Source organism: Rhizobium sp. Rhizsp82, from assembly GCF_047325115.1.
Lineage (GTDB): Bacteria > Pseudomonadota > Alphaproteobacteria > Rhizobiales > Rhizobiaceae > Rhizobium.
In genome coordinates this window covers 1,625,235-1,644,853 of the sequence record NZ_CP168570.1, presented here as the reverse complement: position 1 = coordinate 1,644,853, position 19,619 = coordinate 1,625,235, and the positions used below count along the sequence as shown (strand labels likewise).

Sequence of the window (19,619 nt, the reverse complement as noted above, 5' to 3'; positions counted from 1 at the left end):
TCGAGGGATTAGACAATGGCAAGCACCAATTTCCGCCCCCTTCACGACCGCGTCGTCGTTCGCCGCGTTGAGTCCGAAGAAAAGACCAAGGGTGGCATCATCATCCCGGACACCGCTAAGGAAAAGCCGCAGGAAGGCGAAATCGTCGCCGTCGGCTCCGGCGCTCGTGACGAGTCCGGCAAGGTCGTCGCTCTCGACGTCAAGGCCGGCGACCGCGTTCTGTTCGGCAAGTGGTCGGGCACCGAAGTCAAGATCAACGGCGAAGACCTTCTCATCATGAAGGAAGCCGACATCATGGGCATCATCGGCTAATCAGCCGGTCATCCCGTCCCGATTATCGCTGACACCCCTTTTCAGGAGTTATCAAAATGGCAGCTAAAGAAGTAAAGTTCGGCCGCTCTGCGCGCGAAAAGATGCTGCGCGGCGTCGACATCCTCGCTGACGCAGTGCAGGTCACCCTCGGCCCGAAGGGCCGTAACGTCGTTATCGACAAGTCCTTCGGCGCTCCGCGCATCACCAAGGACGGCGTATCGGTCGCCAAGGAAATCGAACTTGAAGACAAGTTCGAAAACATGGGCGCCCAGATGGTCCGCGAAGTTGCTTCGAAGACCAACGACATCGCCGGCGACGGCACGACGACGGCAACGGTTCTGGCCCGCGCCATCGTTCGCGAAGGCGCCAAGGCTGTTGCAGCCGGCATGAACCCGATGGATCTGAAGCGCGGTATCGACCTCGCTGTTGCCGAAGTCGTCAAGGATCTCCAGGCCAAGGCCAAGAAGATCAACACTTCGGAAGAAGTTGCCCAGGTCGGCACGATCTCCGCAAACGGCGAAAAGCAGATCGGTCTCGATATTGCTGAAGCCATGCAGAAGGTCGGCAACGAAGGTGTTATCACCGTCGAAGAAGCCAAGACCGCTGAAACCGAACTCGAAGTCGTCGAAGGCATGCAGTTCGACCGCGGCTACCTGAGCCCGTACTTCGTCACCAACCCGGAAAAGATGGTTGCTGACCTCGAAGACGCCTTCATTCTCCTCCACGAGAAGAAGCTCTCGAACCTGCAGTCGATGCTCCCGGTTCTCGAAGCCGTCGTTCAGACCGGCAAGCCGCTCCTCATCATCGCTGAAGACGTCGAAGGCGAAGCTCTTGCTACGCTCGTCGTCAACAAGCTGCGCGGCGGCCTCAAGATCGCTGCCGTCAAGGCTCCTGGCTTCGGCGACCGCCGCAAGGCCATGCTGGAAGACATCGCCATCCTGACGGGCGGCACTGTCATCTCCGAAGACCTCGGCATCAAGCTCGAATCCGTTACGCTCGACATGCTCGGCCGTACCAAGAAGGTTTCGATCTCGAAGGAAAACACCACGATCGTCGACGGCGCTGGCGCCAAGTCCGACATCGAAGGCCGCGTTGCCCAGATCAAGGCTCAGATCGAAGAAACCTCTTCCGACTACGACCGCGAAAAGCTGCAGGAACGTCTTGCCAAGCTCGCTGGCGGCGTTGCCGTTATCCGCGTTGGCGGTTCGACGGAAGTTGAAGTCAAGGAAAAGAAGGACCGCATCGACGACGCTCTGAACGCGACGCGCGCTGCTGTTCAGGAAGGCATCGTACCGGGCGGTGGTATCGCTCTGCTGCGCTCTTCTACGAAGATCAAGTCCAAGGGTGAGAACGACGACCAGGAAGCTGGCATCAACATCATCCGCCGCGCTCTGCAGGCTCTGGTTCGCCAGATCGCAGAAAACGCTGGTGACGAAGCTTCGATCGTTGTCGGCAAGGTTCTCGACAAGGATCAGGACAACTACGGCTACAACGCCCAGACGTCCGAATATGGCGACATGATCGCCATGGGCATCGTCGACCCGGTCAAGGTCGTCCGTACGGCTCTGCAGAACGCAGCTTCGGTTGCTTCGCTGCTGATCACCACGGAAGCCATGATCGCCGAGCTGCCGAAGAAGGACGCTCCGGCTGGCATGCCTGGCGGCATGGGCGGCATGGGCGGTATGGACATGATGTAAGACCTTCGGGTCTAACATCTGAGCCAACCGGTTCAGTTACGGAAGGGCGGTCTTCGGGCCGCCCTTTTTGTTTGCGGAGAACCGATTCGGCCTTACCAATTTTCGAGGCCACAGGAACCGAACTGGTAAAACGTTTAAGCGTCTATTTTGTGCGAAAATCGGACTCCGAAGCTTTCGCGAGACTTACCAAGCGGCGTTTTTTGTCATCAGGTGAAATACTCTCAGTGAAATTGGTTTCACCGCTGCAATGTGAAATTTTTGCGAAGCGTAACCGTTTACATCTCACAAAACGGGCAACTTTTTACTTTGATTTCTTCTACCTTTTATAGAAGCATGCAATATATCGCATCCTTCGCGTTGCGGATTACCCCCGAAAAAGCATTTGCCGCCTCTCAAAAACTGCCTATAAATCCGCGCTGCAAATTGCAGTGCATGACGATATTTTTCCGCCCGCCAGCGGAAGACCGTATTTTGCAAATGACGCCGGCTGCAGAGCATTCCGCGCCAGAATTTTGAAAAGAGCATGAGAAGGGTTCCGCATTGGCGGCGCCGTATTTTGCTCACGCCCGGACATGATGACCGGTGTCGCATGAAGATGTTTTCGTCACACCGCACGAGCGCTGCATAGAACTGCGCACGACACGGGGAACCCCATTTGTTCAAGATCGCCAAAGCCAATGTTGCAGCCCCTCTTACGCCTGGCTCCTTTGATCTGACCCATCACAACCAGGAAATGCTCGCGCAGTTTTCCGTCTCTGAAGCGTGGAACGGCGATTTCTCCAGCGGCGTCATCCAGCTTGGCGAATGGAGCTCGATGCTCCATGGTCTCGCCGGCCGGGAATGCGGGCTGCTCAGCCTGATGCGCTGTTACGACGTGAAGGATCGCGCCCATATCCTGGCGCTCTTCGAGCAGGCCGCGACGCTTTCCTCCTCCTTCTGCTTCTCGACGACCATCGTCATGCCGAACGGCTTCCGCCAGCCGCTGTTCTGCATGGGCGAGTCTGCCGGACTGGAAGAGAAGTACAGCGGCAGCATGGTCGGCGTCTTCATCTTCCCGCGCTTCAAGCTCGACAGCGCCAACCAGATGGCGAGCCGCCAGTAAGCGTCACTGCGCAGGCACAGAATTGAAAAAGGCCGGTCCTGCGACCGGCCTTTGCTGTTTGACTTACACCGGCTTGACCGGGATGTTCAGCCCCTTGGCGCTTGCCGGGCGGGCGATGCAGCGCTCCAGCCAGGCCATCACGGCCGGGAATTTCGCGTATTCCAGCACCTCGCGGCCGCCATAGAAGATGTCGGCGCCACGGATCCACGGGAAGGTGGTGATGTCGGCGATGGTGTATTCATCGCCCATGATCCACTGGCGGCCCTGCAGGCGGCTCTCCAGCACGCTCAGCAGGCGCTTGGCCTCATCGCGGTAGCGCTCCATCGGATAGCTGTTGTTGGCGACCTTATCGGCTGCCGCCTTGTAGAAATGGCCGAACTGCCCGAACATCGGGCCAATGCCGGCCATCTGGAAGAAGACCCACTGGATGGTCTCATAGCGGCCGGCGGCATCGGCAGGGATCAGCTTGCCGGTCTTCTCCGCGAGATAGAGCAGGATGGCGCCGGATTCGAAGAGGCCGATCGGTTTGCCATCCGGACCATTGGGATCGATGATCGAGGGTATGCGGCCGTTCGGATTGAGCGAGACGAATTCCGCGGATTTCTGGTCGTTTTGAGCGAAGCCGACATAATGCGGCTCATAGGGCAGACCGAGCTCTTCCAGCGCGATCGAGATCTTCACGCCATTCGGCGTCTGCAGCGAATAGAGCTGGATGACATCCGGGTTCTTTGCCGGCCAGCGCTCGGTGATCGGGAAGCTTGAAAGGTCTGCCATTGAAATCTCCGTGGGGGTTGGTGGCCGACCATAAGAGAGCGACCGCCGGGAAGACAAGCCGCCTTCAAGAGACGATCGTTTCAAAATACTGAACGAACCGTCCCCGTTCGTTTATCTTTCCAGCTGCGACAAAATGCGCGACAAGTGTGGCCAACGAGATCAGCGGATCTCACAGTCATTCAAACGGAGATTACGTCCATGTCGAATACCTCTAGCCTTCTTCTCGTGCTTGCCCGCATCCTGCTGTCGTTCATGTTCATCCTCGCCGGCTTCGGCAAGATCACCGACCCGGCTGGCACTGCCGGCATGATCGCTGGTGCTGGCCTTCCGGCCGCAACCGCTCTGACCTATCTCGCAGGCCTCTTCGAACTGCTGACCGGCCTTGCCGTTCTCGTCGGCTTCCAGGTTCGCATCGTCGGCTGGCTGCTCGCTGCCTTCTGTGTGTTCACCGCCGTCGTCTTCCACCTGCCCTATGCAAGCGGTGCTGAACTCGTGAACATCCTGAACCAGATCATGGTCATGAAGAACTTCACGCTGGCTGGTGCCTACATCCTGCTCGCAACTGTCGGTGCCGGTGCCTACTCGATCGACGCCCGCCGCGGTGTATCGGCTCTCACGGCCTAAGCCGAAGCCTCCCAAGCATAAAGAAACCCGCCGTCTCGCGACGGCGGGTTTTTTCGTTTTCAGCATGCTGAAAAATCAGAGTGCGCCGCGGACGGCGGCAACGATCTTCGCCACGACGGGCTCGGCCGCGTGGCTTTCCTTGCGGGCGCGCACCAGGCAGGCCTCCGAGCGCAGGATGACGCCGTCGTTCAGAACGCGCAGGTGGTTTGCCCGCAGCGTCGAGCCGGTGGAGGTGATATCGACGATGATATCGGCCGAGCCGGATGCAGGCGCGCCCTCGGTGGCGCCCAGGCTCTCGACGATGCGATAGAGCTGGATGCCGTGCTGGCTGGAGAAGAACTGCTGCGTCAGGCGCCAGTATTTGGTGGCGATGGTCAGGCGGCGGCCGTGGCGGGCGCGGAAGTCGGCGGCGACATCGCCGAGATCGGCCATCGTATCGACATCAAGCCAGATTTCCGGAACGGCGACGACGACATCGGCATGGCCGAAGCCGAGGCGGGCGCAGAATTCGACGCGCTTGTCGGTCTCCGCCAAACCTTCGCGCACCAGATCCTCACCGGTGACGCCGAAATCGATCGAGCCGTTGCCGAGTTCGCGGGAGATTTCCGAAGCCGACAGGAAGGCGACCTCGACATCATCCCAGCCTTCGACGCGACCGCGATAGGAGCGGTCGTTGCCGACGGCAGTGATCTTCATGCCGGCGCGCTCGAAGATCGCCGAGGCATCGTCCTTCATCCGGCCCTTGGATGGCAGTGCGATGGTAACGGTCATGCCGCTGCCCTTTCCGTTTCGATGCGGTCGAGCCAGAGCGAGAAGCCGACGGCCGGGATGCGTTCCTTCGCACCGAGGAAATTAAGGAGCTTGTCGAAGCGGCCGCCACCGGCGAGAACCGCCGACGAGCCCTCGACGCTGACCTCGAAGACGAGGCCGGTATAGTAATCCAGCGGGCGGCCGAAGGCGGCGCGGTAATCCATCGAGGACAGATCGAGACCGGCATTGGAGAGTGCCGCCAAGCGGCTGTCGAAATGCGATAGCGCGGTGCCGATCTTCAGGCCGGCGGCATCGGCAAAGCCTGCCAGCGCCGAGGACGCGTCGGCCAGCGGCACATTCAGCGACAGAAACTCTTCCAGCACCCGGAAGGCATCGTCATCGAGCCGGGTCTCGGAGAGCACCAGCTTTTCCTTGAGACGGCGGGCGATATCGGCGGGCGAACGGCTGGCATTGGTGGAATAGCCGGTCGCTTCCATCGTCTGGTCGATATGGGCGATCAGCGCCTGGTCGTCGCCTGCTGCCACGAGCCTGGCGATCTCATCGTCGAGACCGGTGACGAACTGCGGGCTAACGAGGCTCGCAAGCAGCGCCTCGATCTGCGTCATGTTGCCGAAGGCGTGGATCAGCCGCTTCTGCCAGCCGAGCGGCAGGCCGAGCGCCTGGACAACGGCTTCGAACACCGCCTGGTCCCCGAGAACGGTCGAGAAGGTCTTGCCGGGGATCAGCCGCTGCAGGATGGCGACGGCATCGCCGATGGCACGCGCATCGGCGCTCGCCGTGTCGGTCTCGCCGAGATCTTCGATGCCTGCCTGATAGAACTCGTTGCCGCCATCACGGCGCTGACGGAAGACTTCGCCGAGATAGGAATAGCGCTTCGGCGTGCCGGTCGCGGTCTCGATGTGGCGCAGGCAGACGGGAATGGTGAATTCCGGGCGCAGGCAGAGGCTGGCGCCGGTCTCGCTCTCCGTCATGAAGATACGGCGGCGAAGGTCCTCGCCGGCGATATCCAGGAAGGGTTCGGCCGGCTGAATGACGGGCGTATCGATGCGCTCGGTCTTGCGGGTGGCGAACTCGGTTAGGAGGTCGGGGGCGAAGTTGGGAAGGTTCGTCAGGGGCATATCGCTGATGCCTCCGGGGAGTACCCCCCTCTGTCCTGCCGGACATCTCCCCCACAAGGGGGGAGATCGAAGGATGCGAGTGCACGCGTCCCTCGCATGCGCAGAGCCGAAGGAGACGTCAGATCGGAAATTGTGGACCAGAGCCCAGCCGATCTCCCCCCTTGTGGGGGAGATGCCCGGCAGGGCAGAGGGGGGTCTATAGCCACCATCTCAGCCCGCCCGCTTCCGGTCTTCCGCCTGGGCCGCCAGGATTTCCTTCACCTTGGCGACGAGGTCGGCTTCCGGCACGGTTTCCTGCGCGACGCGCGCTTCGCGCCAGCTGGCATTGTCCTCAATCTCACCGGAGAGGCGCTTGCCCTCGATCAGGTCCTTGATCTGCACGACGCCCTGCGCCCGCTCGTCACCACCCTGGATAATGGCGACGGGGCAGCCGCGGCGGTCGGCATATTTCAGCTGGTTGCCGAACTTCTTCCAGTTGCCCTGGAACATCTCGGCGCGGATACCGGCGGCGCGCAGCTCCTGCGTCAGGCGCTGGTACCGGCCCATCGCCTCGACATCGCCATCCATGACGGTGACGAGAACAGGCTCGATGACTTCGCTCTGGCCGAGCTTGCCGAGGTTCTTCAGCGCCGTCATCAGGCGCGAGACGCCGATCGAGAAGCCGGTCGCGGGAACCGGTTGGCCCATGAAGCGCGAGACGAGGCCATCATAACGGCCACCGCCGCCGACAGAGCCGAAGACGACCTTTTCGCCCTTCTCGTTGGTGACGTCGAAGAGGAGCTCGGCTTCGTAGACCGGGCCGGTGTAATATTCGAGGCCACGGACGACGGAGGGGTCGATCTTGATGCGGGTGCTGTCGTAACCGCCGCTGGTGACGAGGCTGCCGATGAAGTTCAGTTCCTCGACGCCTTCGCCGCCCTTGGACGTGCCGGCCACCAGCTCGGCGAGCTTATCAGCGCTTTCGGCATAGTCCTTGATGCCGACGAAGAAGAGGACCTTGTCGATCTGGCTCTGGTCGAGACCGGCACCCTTGGTGAAGTCGCCGGATTCATCCTTGCGGCCGGGGCCGAGCAGCAAGGCGACGCCCTCGGGGCCGAACTTGTCGAGCTTGTCGATGGCGCGCAGTACGTTGAGGCGCTGGGCGGCCTTGTCGTCACCGCCGAGGCCGATCGCTTCGAGAACGCCGTCGAGGACCTTGCGGTTATTGACGCGGATCACGTAATCGCAGCGCTTGATGCCGAGGGCTTCGAGCGTATCGGCCATCATCATGCACATTTCGGCATCGGCCTGGACGCCGGGCGCGCCAACCGTATCGGCATCGAACTGCATGAACTGGCGGAAGCGGCCGGGGCCTGGCTTCTCGTTGCGGAACACGTAGCCGGCGCGATAGGTGCGGTAGGGCAGCTGGATATCGTTGAAATTCTCGGCGACATGACGGGCGAGCGGCGCCGTCAGGTCGTAGCGCAGGCTCATCCACTGCTCGTCATCATCCTGAAGCGAGAAGACGCCCTCGTTCGGACGGTCGGCATCCGGCAGGAACTTGCCGAGCGCATCCGTATATTCGAAGAGCGGCGTTTCGACAGGATCGAAACCATAATGCTCATAGACCTCGCGGATCTTCGCGGTCATTTCGTTGACGGCGCGGATATCGGCAGCCGAGCGGTCAACGAAGCCACGCGGCAGGCGGGCCTTGAGCTTTTGCGGTTTCTTCTGCTTGTCGTTCATAGGGTTACTGGCCAGATTTTCCAAACTGCTGAATGAAGGGTTCTCTTAGAGGAACGAGCCGGGGGCGGCAAGGGCAACGGCTGGCGAACAGCGCCGCCCGCTGCTATAGATTTCCCGCGAAAAGGAGCCCGGCGATGACCAAGATCATGACCATCGAAATGCCCGATGAAATGCACGCAATCATCGCCGAGCACGCCGCCGAGGCTGAGATGTCTGTCGAGGATTATGTCTTCCAGGTCATCCAGCAATATGTCGAGGACGCGCAGGACCTTGAGGAGGCTGAAGCCGAGCTGGACAGTATCGAAAGCGGGGAATCCGCCGATACCATCGACGATTTCTTGCGGCGGCGCCTCGGCCTGACCGATTAGCCGCTGTCAGCAACGCACACAGTTTATATTGCCGGGAATGTGCACGTAGAATTCCATGATCGCCGAAATCCTCCAGTATGCCGCCACAGTTCCCGTGACGACCAAGGCCCACCGCGGCTATATCCGCTATTCCGTCAATCTCTGGTCGCGCGCCCGGCGCTGCAGCGGGCCATGGGCGGAGCATGAGGAGAAGAGCCGGGCGGCGATGCTTACCGCGGCTGCCGCTCTTCGACAGAAGCGGACGGTCGTCGTGCTCGGATCCGGGCTGTTGCGCGACGTGCCGATCGAGGCGCTGGCGAAGGCGTTCGATACGGTCGTGCTAATCGATCTCGTGCATCTCGCCTCTGTGCGGCTGTGGCTGAGGGCGAAGGGCTACAGGAACGTCCGGCTGATCGAGCGTGATCTCTCCGGCTATGACGATTTGCGACAAACGGGCAAAGCGGAGCCGCTCGGCTTTCTGCGCGGCGTCCCCTATCTCGATCTGGTGATCTCGGCGAACCTGCTGTCGCAGATCGGCCGCGGGGTGAAGCGGCGTTTCGAGGCGGAGCAAGGTAGCGCAATGCCTGATGATACCGTGCAGCGATTGATCGCCGCGCATATAGAGGGGCTGCGGGCGCTGCCCTGCGCCAACTGCCTCGTCACCGATATCTCCTATGCCGTGATCGACCGGACGGGAAAGACGCACGAGACGGCCGACCTGCTGCAGGGCGTCTCGGTGCCGCAGGACATAAAGGCATCCTGGAGCTGGCCGGTGGCGCCGCTCGGCGAGGAAAGCCGCGACTACCAGATCGTCCATCAGGTGATTGCCGACTATTGAGATGCATATTATGCTGGTTGCAATCCAGAATTTATTGTATCACTTTTAATATCGGATATCATTGCGGTGAAGATCGTTTGGGATGAGCCGAAGCGGTTTCGAAATCTGGCGAAGCACGGCCTCGACTTTCGCGAGCTCGATCTCGAATTCTTTGCGGATGCTGTGATCATCGACGCGCGGGACAGGCGGCTGAAGGCGATCGGCTTTGCCATCGGAGATATTCTTGCGGTCGTCTTCGCGACCTTGGGGAGCGAGGGCATTTCGATCATCTCGATGCGGCCCGCGAGCCGGAAAGAGAGGAAACTCTATGAGCAAATCCAAGCGGATCATTCCCGCCCTCACTGACGAGGAAGAGGCGCGGATTCAGCGTGGCATCGCTGAAGATCCTGACAATCCCGAATGGACCGAGGAAGACTTCAAGAATGCCCGGCCCTTCGCCGAGGTCTTCCCAGAGCTTGCCGAGAGCATTCGCCGGGCGCGGGGCAGGCCTGCGGTCGAGAAGCCGAAGCGGCAGATTTCGTTGCGGCTCGATCCTGACGTAATCGACGCCTTCAAGGCGACCGGCAAGGGTTGGCAGGGGCGGATCAACGAAGTCCTGAGAAAAGCTGCCAAGCTCTGACGCACCTCTTGGCGAAGCGGGCGCCCTCACCTATCTTCGGCTCATGCGTTTCGTTGCGATCATGGCGATGATATTGGGGTGGCTGACGTTCAGCGCGTTCGCCTGGGCGGGCTGTCCGATGTGCGCGTCGATGAGCCAGCCGGCCGCTTCCGGCATGCAGCATGACATGCCAGAAATGGGTACGCCCCACCATATGGCGATGGATCATGGGCAGGACGCGGCGAAGGATCCGTGTTCGCCCGGCAATCCCGGCCACATGACGACCTGCTCCTACTGTCTGGTGACACCCGCGGCTGTGGTGATCGTCGATGGCGGAAAGCCTGTTTTCGCCTATCCGGCACCGGCTGCCGGCAGAGTGCTTGCAGATCTGCGCCCTGCGCCGCAGGCTCCTCCTCCCCGCCTCGTCTGACAATTCCCGCGACTACGCCTGCACGACACCGATCGTGCATTCTCTTTTGTCAGACAGAGGAAGGACCTCGCATGTCTATGAAAATCATCGCTATCATTTCCACCCTCGCTTTCGCTGCCCCGGCATTTGCCGAGGACATGCAGATGGATATGAGCAAACCGATGGGCGACCACGGCCCGTCCAGCCATGCCTTTGCCGAAGCCAATGCCAAGATGCACAAGGACATGATGGTCAAGATGACCGGCAATGCCGATATCGATTTCGTTCGCGGCATGATCCCGCATCACCAGGGCGCGATCGACATGGCGAAGATCGAGCTCAAATACGGCAAGGATCCGGAGATCCGCAAACTCGCCGCAGCCGTGATCAAGGCTCAGGAAGCGGAAATTGCCGAGATGAACGCATGGCTGAGTAAGAACGCCAAGTAATCAATCATGACTGGAGGCGCCGGTGAAAAGCCGGCGCTTCCTTGCCCAGATTACTCGTATTTCGATACTGAATAAATTAGCACTCTATTTTTGCGTTTTATTTACAACGACTTAGTAATGTTTTGATTACGAAATTCTAATTTATCTAAAATACAAACGGTCTCATCAACTTAGGAAAAGCGATGAGACATCTTCTTTCGAAAGCGCGAATGCTTGCCGGCGAAACCAAGGGCAATGTCGCCATGGTCTTTGCGCTGCTGCTGGTGCCGCTGATTGCAGCGGGCGGCGCGGGGATCGATCTGGCGCGCTATGAGGCGATCCGTGTCGAACTGCAGGATGGTCTCGACCGCGGCGTGCTGGCCGCTGCCTCGCTTTCCCAGAAGGAGAAGCCTGAGGATACGCTCCGCAGCTTCATGAAAAACCTCTCCTATGCGCAGGATGTGGCCGTCAACTTCACCGAGACGAAGGGGCTGAACTCGCGGAAGATCAGCGCCAGCGCCGCCTATGTGATGGACACGACCTTCATCCATCTCGTCGGCGTGCGCCAGCTCAGCGTCGCGGCCGTCTCGACGGCGGAGGAAGCCAAGCAGAATATCGAGATGTCGCTGATGCTCGACATGTCGGGTTCTATGAACGGCAACCGCATCAAGAACCTGAAGAAAGCCGCCCAGCAGTTCATCGATCAGGTTCTGACCGACGAAACCAAGGATTACACGACGATCACCATCGTGCCCTATGCCGGTCATGTGAATGTCGGCTCGGCGATTTTCGACAGGCTCGGCGCCAAGCGCGATCACTCCAATTCGTCTTGCATCGAGCTCAGCACGTCCGGCTTCGGCGGCAGCGTGCCGAGTTTCAAGGATGCGGCGCAGGTTCCGCATTTCACGCAATGGAACTATGGGCGCACCGACCTGAAGCCCTGGTGGTGCCCGGTGGAATCGACAGCGATCACCTATTTCTCCAATGATGCCACCTATCTGAAGAACCGCATCACGCAGCTCGAACTGCATGACGGCACCGGCACGCAAAATGCGATGCAATGGGGCTATATGCTGCTGAACCCGGCGGCAAAGACCATCGTCAACGCGGCGGTCGATGCCAAGCTGATGGATGCGAAGTTTGCGAACCGTCCGGCGGCCTTCGGCGATCCCGATACGATGAAGGTCATCGTGCTGATGACCGACGGCGCGATCACCGAACAGTACCGGCCGAAGGATTACAGCCGCCCGGTCACCCAGGCGCCTGACAACAAGCAGATCATCAACTCCACCGATACGGCAAAGATGCTCTCCTCGGTCTGCACGGCGGCGAAGTCGAGCGGCATTACCGTTTTTACGATCGGCTTCGAGGTGAGCGGCAATGCGACGACGCAGATGACCAACTGCGCCACCAGCCCCGGCCATTATTATCCGGCTTCGGGATCGGGCATCGGCGATGCCTTCAAGTCGATCTCGACATCCATCAAGAAGCTGAGGCTGACGCAATGACCGGCATTCTCAAGCGCCTCCGGCGGGATCGCGCCGGGGCTGCGGGTATCGAATTCGCCATCCTCGCGCCGATCGTCTTCTCGCTCGTCTTCTCCACATTCGAGGCCGGTTGGATCATGACTCAGTCGATCATGCTAGATCGCGCCGTCAGCCGCGGGTCTCGCGCGCTGCAGGTGGCCGGCTCGAACTTCACCTATGACGATTTCAAGAAGAAGGTCTGCGACGAGGCGATCATCCTGACCAACTGCATCAAGTCGATCCGCATCGAATTCACGCCAATCAGCAAGTCGACCGACTTTCCAACGTCGGAAACCTCCTGTGTCGACCGCAGCGTCAATATCGATCCGGTGACGACCTATACCGGCGGCCAGCGCTCGCAGATCGTCTTTGCCCGCGCCTGCTATGTCGTCGATCCTCTGGTGCCGGGGCTGGGCTACGGGCTGGCGCTGCCGAAAGACAGTACCGGCGGCGTGCGCCTGACCTCGCGCTTTGCCTTCGTGAACGAGCCAGGCTGATGATCCGCATTCTGAAAGAGTTTCTGAAAAGCCGCTCGGGCGCCTCGGCGATCGAGTTTTCCTTTGTCGCGCCGGTGATGATCTTCTTTTTCATCGCCAGCGTCGCCGTCTTCGACATGTTCCGCACCTACCAGAACATCGTCGAAGCCAATGGCGTGGTGGCGGACGTGATTTCCAGGCAGACATCGATCGACGCCACCTTCGTCTCCAATATCTACGGCGTCTTCACTAATCTGCAGCAGAACAGCACGGCGCCGAGCGCGCTCAGGATCTCGAGCATCAAGAAAACCGGCGGCGTCTACAAGCTCGACTGGAAGAAGGAGAGCGGCACGGTCAGCCTGCTGAAGGCGCAGGTGCTCGACAGTTCGACGCTGCCGCAAATCACCGATGGCGATTCCGTCATCTATGTCGAGGGCGCCACGACCTACACGATGCTCTCGAGCATCCTCGGCTTCGGCCAGATGACATTCGCCGAGCGCGCCTTCACGCGGCCGCGCTTCATCAGCGCGGTCGCGTTTAACTGAGCCTGTTATCAGGCCTTCGGTTCAAAGGGTTCCGGGCGGCGCGCGGCACCTTGGCGGGCAAGCATCCAGCCAGGATATTCCGGCGCCAAGGCGCTGACGTCATCCAGCTTCTTCATATCGTCGGCATCGAGCTTCAGCTGCGTGGCAGCGAGGTTCTGGTCGAGTTGCTCGATGCGCTTGGCGCCGATGATGACCGACGTGACGAAGGGCTTGGCGAGCACATAGGCGAGCGCCACGGTCGCGACACTCGAGCCATGCTTTTCGGCGACTTCGCGCATCACCGCGACGCATTCCCATGCCTTGTCCTTGTCGACAGGCGGGAAGTCGAAATTGGCGCGGCGTCCCTCGCCGTTGCCGGGCGCGCCCGGGCCATACTTGCCGGAGAGCAGACCGCCGGCCAGCGGCGACCAGACCATCAGGCCGAGCTTTTCCTCGTTCATCAGCGGCACGATCTCGCGCTCGAGATCACGCCCGGCCATCGAATAGTAAGCCTGGATGGTTTCGAAGCGGGCGAAGCCGCGGCGTTCGGAGACGCCGAGAGCCTTGGCGACACGCCAGGCCTGCCAGTTGGAAACGCCGACGTAACGCACCTTGCCCTGGGAGACGAGATCGTCGAAGGCGCGCAGCGTTTCGTCGATCGGCGTCACCGTATCGGTCGCATGGATCTGGTAGAGATCGATATGATCGGTCTGCAGACGCTTCAGGCTGGCTTCGACCGAATCCATGATGTGGCCGCGCGAGGCGCCGCGATCATTCGGCTTGTCGCCCATGACGCTATAGACCTTGGTGGCGATGACCACGTCCTTGCGCGGAACGTTGAGGTTCTTTAGCGCCTGCCCGAGAAGCCTTTCGGATTCGCCGAAGGAATAGACGTCGGCCGTGTCGATGAAGTTGACACCGGCTGCCAGCGAGCGCTCGACGATCTTGTCGGCGGCGGCCTGATCGACATCGGCGATGGCGCCCCAGAAGTTGCCATCATGCGCTTCGCCGAAGGTCATCGTGCCCAGGCAGATCTCCGAGACGAAGAGGCCCGTATTTCCAAGCTGATTGTATTTCATGAGGAAATTTCCTTGTGACTGCCACAGGCGGGGGTGCCTGCGGGCTGCGGAATGCAATGTTTTTGATTATTGGCCTGCGGAACAGGCACAGCCGGGGCTGGCTGCTGATGAGGCATGATGTACGTAAGTGCGTGTTTCGGCTTTTCAACTGCATGCGGCAACCTGACCGGCAAAAAACAAAGCCCTTGTCTCGGCGGCAGCCGCCGATAGATTCGCCTTGAGGGAATTGCAGGAGCATCCGATGAGCAAGCACGCGCTGACGACGATCGGCTTCGATGCTGATGACACGCTCTGGCAGAACGAGCAATATTACCGGCTGACCGAAGCGCAGTTCACCGAGCTGCTTTCCGATTTCGCCGAGGGGCCGAAGATATCGGAGCGGCTACTGGAAGCCGAGAAGCGTAACCTCGCGCATTACGGCTTCGGCATCAAAGGCTTTACGCTGTCGATGATCGAGACAGCCATCGAGATTACCGAGGGCAAGGTGCCGGCGAGCGTGATCGCGCAGATCCTCGATACCGGCCGCGACCTGCTCTCGCATCCGGTCGAGACCATGCCGCATGTGCAGGAAACGCTGGAGATGCTGGCCGGCAACTACCTGCTGGTGCTGATCACCAAGGGCGATCTCTTCGACCAGGAGCGCAAGCTGGCGCAATCGGGGCTCGGGGATTTCTTCGACGCCGTGGAGATCGTCTCCGACAAGACGGCGGTCACCTACCGGCGGATCTTTTCGAAGGTCGGCGATGGGCCGGAGCGGGCGATGATGGTCGGCAATTCGCTGAAATCGGATATCGTGCCCGCGATTGCCGCTGGCAGCTACGGCGTCTTCGTGCCGCACGAGCTCACCTGGGTGCTGGAGCATATCGACGAGCCATCCGATGCACCCCGTTTCCGCAAGATCCCGCATCTCGGCGAGTTGCGGGACCTGCTGGATGGGCTCGGCTAAGCCTTACTCTTCTTCGCCCGCGTCGGACTTCGGCGGGAACAGCGTCGGACGCTGCGGTGTCTCCGGCTTGGCGGCGGGCGGGGCGGTGCCCGGAGCCTGCGGCTCGATCATCAGCGTATAGGGGGCGCCGAGACCGCGGCGCGGCGAGACCTTGGAATAATAGGGCCTGAGCAGCCAGGTCGTATCGTCCTTGACGACGGTATCGAGCGCCGATCCATCCTCATCCGTGCCGAAGAAGGCCTCGTCGTCGGCTTTCGACAGATCGAAGATGGCGAGAAAGGCGAATTGGCTGCGGGTCTCGAAGCTGATCTTCACGTGCTGCCCGGCCTTGACCGGCAGCGTGAAGACGTGGCTGTTGCCGAACTTCGTCCAGCCCTTGATCTGCATGGTCACGGCGGGGAACTGAAGCTTTTCCAGCTTCTCGCCGGGATCGAGCTGCGGCGCCTGCGCCAGGGCAGGTGCTGCGGCAAAGGCGATCAGAACGGCTGTCGCAAGCAATTTCCTCATGGACGTACCAGTGCTTTCCGCATGGATTCAACTTCGGAGCGGCAGAAGCAGCCCTCGACGTGATCATTAACAAGACCCATGGCCTGCATGAAGGCATAAACTGTGGTCGGGCCGACAAAGGTCCAGCCGCGCTTCTTCAAATCCTTGGAGATGCGCACCGAAACCGGCGTCGTCGGATTGGCGGCGATATAGGCGCGGTCGACGGCACCGGGGCGGTCGGCAGCACCGGGCTCGAAGCTCCAGAAATAGCGGGCGAGCGAGCCGAATTCCTTTTTGAGCTCGATGGCGCGTTTCGCATTGTTGATCGTCGAGACGATCTTGCCGCGATGGCGGATGATGCCGGCATCGGCGACGCAGCGCTCGATATCCGCATCGTCGAAAAGCGCGACCTTCTCGAAATCGAAACCGGCGAAGGCAGCGCGGAAATTCTCGCGCTTGCGCAGGATCGTCAGCCAGGAGAGACCGGACTGGAAACCTTCGAGGCAGATCTTTTCGAAGAGGCGGATATCGTCGGTAACCGGCCGCCCCCACTCCTCGTCGTGGTAGCGCATGTAATCGGGGAGGTTAGCGTGCCAGTGGCACCGGCTCTTTCCGTCATCGCCGGCAATCGTGCCCGTATCGCTCATGCTTCCCCACTGATTTTACGCTTCAATTGCGGCTTTACCATTTAGAAACCCCGTTTCCAAACCGGATAGTAACCCTGACGAAAAGTTTATCCGGTGCTTCGCAGTTTAATGAATCGATCTTTACCATTCGCTGGCCGGAGCGGTGGCAGCATCCCGCCAGGCGGAAGTGCCCGCCCCAGCATTTTCGGTCATTTGTAGAGAGTTCCGTCCGATGATGAAATCCGTTTTGATTACAGCCGGCCTGATCGGCCTGCTGGCCTCGCCCGCGCTTGGCGACGACCGCTATGCGAGCCGCCCGCCCGTCGTTCTCAGCCCCGACCTGACCGCGCCCTGGATCAACCAGCTCGGCGGCAGCAATGTGCGCCCGGTCGTCTATCAGCGCCCGGTCATCCGCCAGCAGCCGCGCGGGCTGTTCCAGTACCAGCCGCGCGTGATGCGCCAGGCTCCGGCCGCCGTGCAGCAGGCTGCTGTCGTGCGCCCGGATGGCATTCCGGTGATCCGCGAGCGGTTCGACCCGCAGTTCCTGCCGCAGATGGTCGACTACGACACCAAGGAACGGCCGGGTACGATCGTCATCGATACCAACAACCGCTTCCTCTACCTCGTCATGGCGAACGGCAAGGCGCGCCGCTACGGTGTGGGCGTCGGCAAGCCGGGCTTCGAATGGGCCGGCGAGCACAAGATCACCCGCAAGGCCGAGTGGCCGGACTGGACGCCGCCTTCCGAAATGGTCAGCCGCGAGGCAGCCAAGGGGCATTACCTGCCTGCCCGCATGGATGGCGGCCCGGAAAATCCGCTCGGCGCCCGCGCCATGTATCTCGGCTCGACGCTCTACCGCATCCACGGCACCAATGCGCCCTGGACGATCGGCAGCGCCGTCTCTTCCGGCTGCATCCGCATGCGCAACGAGGACGTGACTGACCTTTACGAACGCGTCAACGTTGGCACCCGCGTCATCGTGATCTGAAGCCCTCAAGGCTGCGGCGGGCCGTTGCAAGAACGGCGCGCCGCAGCACAAAAAACCGCGCAAACCCCTCTCAAGCTTGAAATCCAGGGCAAATTGGCTAGCTTGGCCGTGATCCTGAATAGAGGGGAATAGAGAATGAAGCATATTGTCCGGCTTGCGGCTGCCTGTGCGATCGCATTCGCCAGCACGTTGAGCCTTGCCCATGCCGAGCCTCAGCTGACCGCAACCGACGCCGTGCGCGGCGTCAAGCAGGTGAAGACGGTCAAGCCGCAGTTCAAGAAGCGCGTCGTACGCCTCGTCACCGATGAAGCCCCCGGCACCGTCATCGTCGATACGACGAACAAGTATCTTTATCTCGTCGAAGGCAACAACCGCGCCACCCGCTACGGCATCGGCGTCGGCCGCGAAGGCTTCGGCTGGTCCGGCGTCGTGAAGGTCGGCCGCAAGGCTGAATGGCCGGGCTGGACCCCGCCTCCGGAGATGCGCGCTCGCGAAGCCAAGGCCGGCCACAAGCTGCCCGCCTTCCAGCCCGGCGGCCCGGACAATCCGCTCGGCGCCCGCGCCATGTATCTCTACCAGGGCGGCCGCGACACGGCTTTCCGCATCCACGGCACCAACCAGCCCTGGACGATCGGCCTGAACCTGTCTTCCGGCTGCATCCGCATGGTCAATAACGACGTGCAGGATCTCTACGAACGCGTGCCCGTCGGCACCAAGGTCATCGTCGTCGGCCCCGGCAACAAGCAGGGCAACGTCGCCTTCCAGGACCGCGGCATCGACGTGCTCAGGACGCTGTTTGGCGGTTGAGATTTGTTAGGTCGATGAATTGAAGAGGGCGCTTTCGGGGCGCCCTTTTTGTTTCGTTGGTGCTGCGGCGTGGAGCCCCCTCACCCTACCCTCCCCCAAGGGGAGAGGGGATGTTTGCGCAAGAGATTGCCGGAGTTCCCTTCTCCCCAGCGGGGAGAAGGTGCCTGAAGGGCGGATGAGGGGGCCGCTTGCGCAGACGCCCCAGAAATCTCACACCACACCACAACTGCAATAAGCCTGTTACACAACGCGGGATAGATGGGCGGCATTGTCATCCGGGGATCTCTCATGCATCGCGCCTTCCTGCCAGCCTTGGGGCTCGCCGCCCTTGCCTGTCTCGCCTCGCCTGCCCTTGCCGAAGACCTGCAGTTTTCCGTTTATGGCGGTTACCAGACGGCGCCGCATAGCGGGGTCGATGTTTCCGACGGGACGCATTTTACCGCGGGGTGGGAGGGCAAGTCCTTTGCTTCGCCGCCTTATTACGGCGCGCGCGTGACATGGTGGCTGGAGGATCTCGGGCATCCCAATCTCGGCCTGTCGATCGACTATACCCATGACAAGGTCTATGCCGACAGCAAGACGCTGGCGACTTCGGGCTGGTCGCATTTCGAGTTCACCGACGGGCTGAACCTCGTGACGGCCAATGCGCTCTACCGCTTTCCGCAGGATGGCGGGCGCTGGACGCCCTATCTCGGCGCCGGCGTCGGCGTCAACATTCCGCATGTCGAGGTGACCAGGCCATCCGGCAAGACCTTCGGCTACGAATTCGGCGGCGTGACGCTGCAGGCGCAGGCCGGTGTCGATTTCCGCGTCACCGAGCGCTGGTCGACCTTTGTGGAATACAAGGGCACCTATTCGAAGGTGGATGTGCCGATCGACAGCGGCGACCGGCTGAAGACCGATATCTTCACCAATGCCGTCAATCTCGGCGTTTCATTTCACTGGTAGGACGCGGCTCACTTGGAGCCGCAGCTGACCTTGCCGCTGGCCGTGAAGGGCTTGGCCCCGCCCGTCACGGTCATGCCGTAGGTGCCGCTGAAGGCCTTGCCCTTGGCTTCGGCCATGACCACCATGTTGAGCGCCTGGCCCGAGGTGTCGTCGCCGTTGTCGTCGTAGATTTCCATGCGCAGTTCGCCGCCGCTCGACCAGCGGTTGGTCAGGCGGCTGGAATCAAAGACGCGCTTCTTGAACTGGTCGGGAACCGAGGCATCCTTGATCATCAGGCCGCCGCGGAAATGATTCAGCACATGGCCGCCGTCATCCTTGAAGCCGATCTCCACGGTGAAGCGGGCGGCGGCATCATCGGCGGAACAGAAGTAACGGCTATCGGCATGCGCAGTGCCTGCGGCACCGAAAAAGACAGAAAGCAAAACAAGTGTACGCCGCATAGCGCTCAATCCTGTGACCGGCCGACAACC

26 protein-coding genes are annotated in these 19,619 nt (G+C 60.9%); 18 read left to right on the top strand and 8 right to left on the bottom strand.

Going from position 1 to position 19,619, the window contains the following annotated elements; translation table 11 throughout:
• The first annotated feature begins 15 nt into the window (after window positions 1–15).
• The 4 genes from groES to ACEN84_RS12805 all read left to right on the top strand — a co-directional run bounded on the left by groES (window position 16) and on the right by ACEN84_RS12805 (window position 3,111).
• Window positions 16–312, top strand: coding sequence for a co-chaperone GroES (groES, locus tag ACEN84_RS12820; protein WP_004675403.1), 297 nt, complete (start codon window positions 16–18; stop codon window positions 310–312).
• A 56-nt stretch (window positions 313–368) separates the two neighbouring features.
• The gene (groL, locus tag ACEN84_RS12815) at window positions 369–2,009 is read left to right on the top strand and encodes a chaperonin GroEL (protein WP_025555501.1); all 1,641 of its coding nucleotides are present in this window, start codon (window positions 369–371) and stop codon (window positions 2,007–2,009) included.
• A gap of 333 nt (window positions 2,010–2,342) precedes the next feature.
• Window positions 2,343–2,525, top strand: coding sequence for a hypothetical protein (locus tag ACEN84_RS12810; protein ID WP_130278970.1), 183 nt, complete (start codon window positions 2,343–2,345; stop codon window positions 2,523–2,525).
• Window positions 2,526–2,664: 139 nt separating this feature from the next.
• On the top strand, window positions 2,665–3,111 hold the full coding sequence (locus tag ACEN84_RS12805) for a hypothetical protein (protein WP_112713039.1): 447 nt from the start codon (window positions 2,665–2,667) through the stop codon (window positions 3,109–3,111).
• Window positions 3,112–3,174: 63 nt separating this feature from the next.
• On the opposite strand, the gene ACEN84_RS12800 is transcribed toward ACEN84_RS12805, so the two are convergent.
• A complete protein-coding gene (locus ACEN84_RS12800) occupies window positions 3,175–3,885 on the bottom strand; it encodes a glutathione binding-like protein (RefSeq protein WP_112713041.1) in 711 nt (236 codons plus the stop codon).
• Window positions 3,886–4,083: 198 nt separating this feature from the next.
• Between ACEN84_RS12800 and ACEN84_RS12795 the strand changes: the two genes are divergently transcribed.
• Window positions 4,084–4,509 (top strand): DoxX family protein, encoded by a 426-nt coding sequence (locus ACEN84_RS12795; protein WP_130278972.1) that lies wholly within the window; start codon window positions 4,084–4,086, stop codon window positions 4,507–4,509.
• Between the two features lie 75 nt (window positions 4,510–4,584).
• On the opposite strand, the gene hisG is transcribed toward ACEN84_RS12795, so the two are convergent.
• From hisG to hisS, 3 genes are all read right to left on the bottom strand, one after another.
• Complete coding sequence (gene hisG / locus ACEN84_RS12790) at window positions 4,585–5,280, bottom strand: ATP phosphoribosyltransferase (protein ID WP_413711052.1); 696 nt, start codon at window positions 5,278–5,280, stop codon at window positions 4,585–4,587.
• On the bottom strand, window positions 5,277–6,398 hold the full coding sequence (locus ACEN84_RS12785) for an ATP phosphoribosyltransferase regulatory subunit (RefSeq protein WP_413711051.1): 1,122 nt from the start codon (window positions 6,396–6,398) through the stop codon (window positions 5,277–5,279). The genes hisG and ACEN84_RS12785 overlap by 4 nt, the downstream gene beginning before the upstream one ends.
• A gap of 210 nt (window positions 6,399–6,608) precedes the next feature.
• Entirely contained in the window at window positions 6,609–8,123 is a 1,515-nt protein-coding gene (hisS, locus tag ACEN84_RS12780; protein WP_413711050.1) for a histidine--tRNA ligase, read from the bottom strand.
• Between the two features lie 134 nt (window positions 8,124–8,257).
• Between hisS and ACEN84_RS12775 the strand changes: the two genes are divergently transcribed.
• The 9 genes from ACEN84_RS12775 (at window position 8,258) to ACEN84_RS12735 (ending at window position 13,290) form a co-directional block, all read left to right on the top strand.
• A complete protein-coding gene (locus ACEN84_RS12775) occupies window positions 8,258–8,491 on the top strand; it encodes a hypothetical protein (protein ID WP_025555534.1) in 234 nt (77 codons plus the stop codon).
• Window positions 8,492–8,546: 55 nt separating this feature from the next.
• Entirely contained in the window at window positions 8,547–9,308 is a 762-nt protein-coding gene (locus ACEN84_RS12770; protein WP_413711049.1) for a hypothetical protein, read from the top strand.
• A 66-nt stretch (window positions 9,309–9,374) separates the two neighbouring features.
• Window positions 9,375–9,653 carry a BrnT family toxin gene (locus ACEN84_RS12765; RefSeq protein ID WP_130278978.1) on the top strand — a complete coding sequence of 93 codons (279 nt, stop codon included), beginning with the start codon at window positions 9,375–9,377 and terminating at the stop codon, window positions 9,651–9,653.
• Window positions 9,616–9,927: a BrnA antitoxin family protein gene (locus ACEN84_RS12760; RefSeq protein ID WP_199626249.1), complete on the top strand. Its 312-nt coding sequence runs from the start codon at window positions 9,616–9,618 to the stop codon at window positions 9,925–9,927. The genes ACEN84_RS12765 and ACEN84_RS12760 overlap by 38 nt, the downstream gene beginning before the upstream one ends.
• Window positions 9,928–9,970: 43 nt before the next feature.
• Window positions 9,971–10,336: a DUF2946 family protein gene (locus ACEN84_RS12755; protein ID WP_413711048.1), complete on the top strand. Its 366-nt coding sequence runs from the start codon at window positions 9,971–9,973 to the stop codon at window positions 10,334–10,336.
• 71 nt (window positions 10,337–10,407) lie between these two features.
• On the top strand, window positions 10,408–10,764 hold the full coding sequence (locus tag ACEN84_RS12750; RefSeq protein ID WP_413711047.1) for a DUF305 domain-containing protein: 357 nt from the start codon (window positions 10,408–10,410) through the stop codon (window positions 10,762–10,764).
• A gap of 182 nt (window positions 10,765–10,946) precedes the next feature.
• Window positions 10,947–12,251, top strand: a complete 1,305-nt coding sequence (locus ACEN84_RS12745; RefSeq protein ID WP_413711046.1) for a pilus assembly protein TadG-related protein — start codon at window positions 10,947–10,949, stop codon at window positions 12,249–12,251.
• Window positions 12,248–12,766: a TadE/TadG family type IV pilus assembly protein gene (locus ACEN84_RS12740; protein WP_203429519.1), complete on the top strand. Its 519-nt coding sequence runs from the start codon at window positions 12,248–12,250 to the stop codon at window positions 12,764–12,766. The genes ACEN84_RS12745 and ACEN84_RS12740 overlap by 4 nt, the downstream gene beginning before the upstream one ends.
• Window positions 12,766–13,290 (top strand): TadE/TadG family type IV pilus assembly protein, encoded by a 525-nt coding sequence (locus tag ACEN84_RS12735; protein WP_130278983.1) that lies wholly within the window; start codon window positions 12,766–12,768, stop codon window positions 13,288–13,290. The genes ACEN84_RS12740 and ACEN84_RS12735 overlap by 1 nt, the downstream gene beginning before the upstream one ends.
• Before the next feature lie 8 nt (window positions 13,291–13,298).
• Here the strand turns inward: ACEN84_RS12735 and ACEN84_RS12730 are convergent, their stop codons facing one another.
• The gene (locus tag ACEN84_RS12730; RefSeq protein WP_413711045.1) at window positions 13,299–14,348 is read right to left on the bottom strand and encodes an aldo/keto reductase; all 1,050 of its coding nucleotides are present in this window, start codon (window positions 14,346–14,348) and stop codon (window positions 13,299–13,301) included.
• A 241-nt stretch (window positions 14,349–14,589) separates the two neighbouring features.
• On the opposite strand from ACEN84_RS12730, the gene ACEN84_RS12725 reads away from it, so the two are divergent.
• A complete protein-coding gene (locus ACEN84_RS12725) occupies window positions 14,590–15,294 on the top strand; it encodes an HAD family hydrolase (protein ID WP_203429522.1) in 705 nt (234 codons plus the stop codon).
• A 3-nt stretch (window positions 15,295–15,297) separates the two neighbouring features.
• Here the strand turns inward: ACEN84_RS12725 and ACEN84_RS12720 are convergent, their stop codons facing one another.
• On the bottom strand, window positions 15,298–15,801 hold the full coding sequence (locus ACEN84_RS12720) for a hypothetical protein (protein WP_112713067.1): 504 nt from the start codon (window positions 15,799–15,801) through the stop codon (window positions 15,298–15,300).
• A complete protein-coding gene (locus tag ACEN84_RS12715; protein WP_199626243.1) occupies window positions 15,798–16,427 on the bottom strand; it encodes a DNA-3-methyladenine glycosylase I in 630 nt (209 codons plus the stop codon). Before ACEN84_RS12715 ends, ACEN84_RS12720 begins: the two co-directional genes overlap by 4 nt.
• A gap of 211 nt (window positions 16,428–16,638) precedes the next feature.
• Between ACEN84_RS12715 and ACEN84_RS12710 the strand changes: the two genes are divergently transcribed.
• The 3 genes from ACEN84_RS12710 (at window position 16,639) to ACEN84_RS12700 (ending at window position 19,149) form a co-directional block, all read left to right on the top strand.
• Window positions 16,639–17,394: a L,D-transpeptidase gene (locus ACEN84_RS12710; RefSeq protein ID WP_413711044.1), complete on the top strand. Its 756-nt coding sequence runs from the start codon at window positions 16,639–16,641 to the stop codon at window positions 17,392–17,394.
• 135 nt (window positions 17,395–17,529) lie between these two features.
• Entirely contained in the window at window positions 17,530–18,201 is a 672-nt protein-coding gene (locus tag ACEN84_RS12705) for a L,D-transpeptidase (protein WP_112713073.1), read from the top strand.
• Window positions 18,202–18,489: 288 nt separating this feature from the next.
• A complete protein-coding gene (locus ACEN84_RS12700) occupies window positions 18,490–19,149 on the top strand; it encodes an outer membrane protein (RefSeq protein WP_413711043.1) in 660 nt (219 codons plus the stop codon).
• A gap of 8 nt (window positions 19,150–19,157) precedes the next feature.
• Here the strand turns inward: ACEN84_RS12700 and ACEN84_RS12695 are convergent, their stop codons facing one another.
• A complete protein-coding gene (locus ACEN84_RS12695) occupies window positions 19,158–19,589 on the bottom strand; it encodes a hypothetical protein (RefSeq protein ID WP_112713077.1) in 432 nt (143 codons plus the stop codon).
• Window positions 19,590–19,619: the final 30 nt, after the last annotated feature.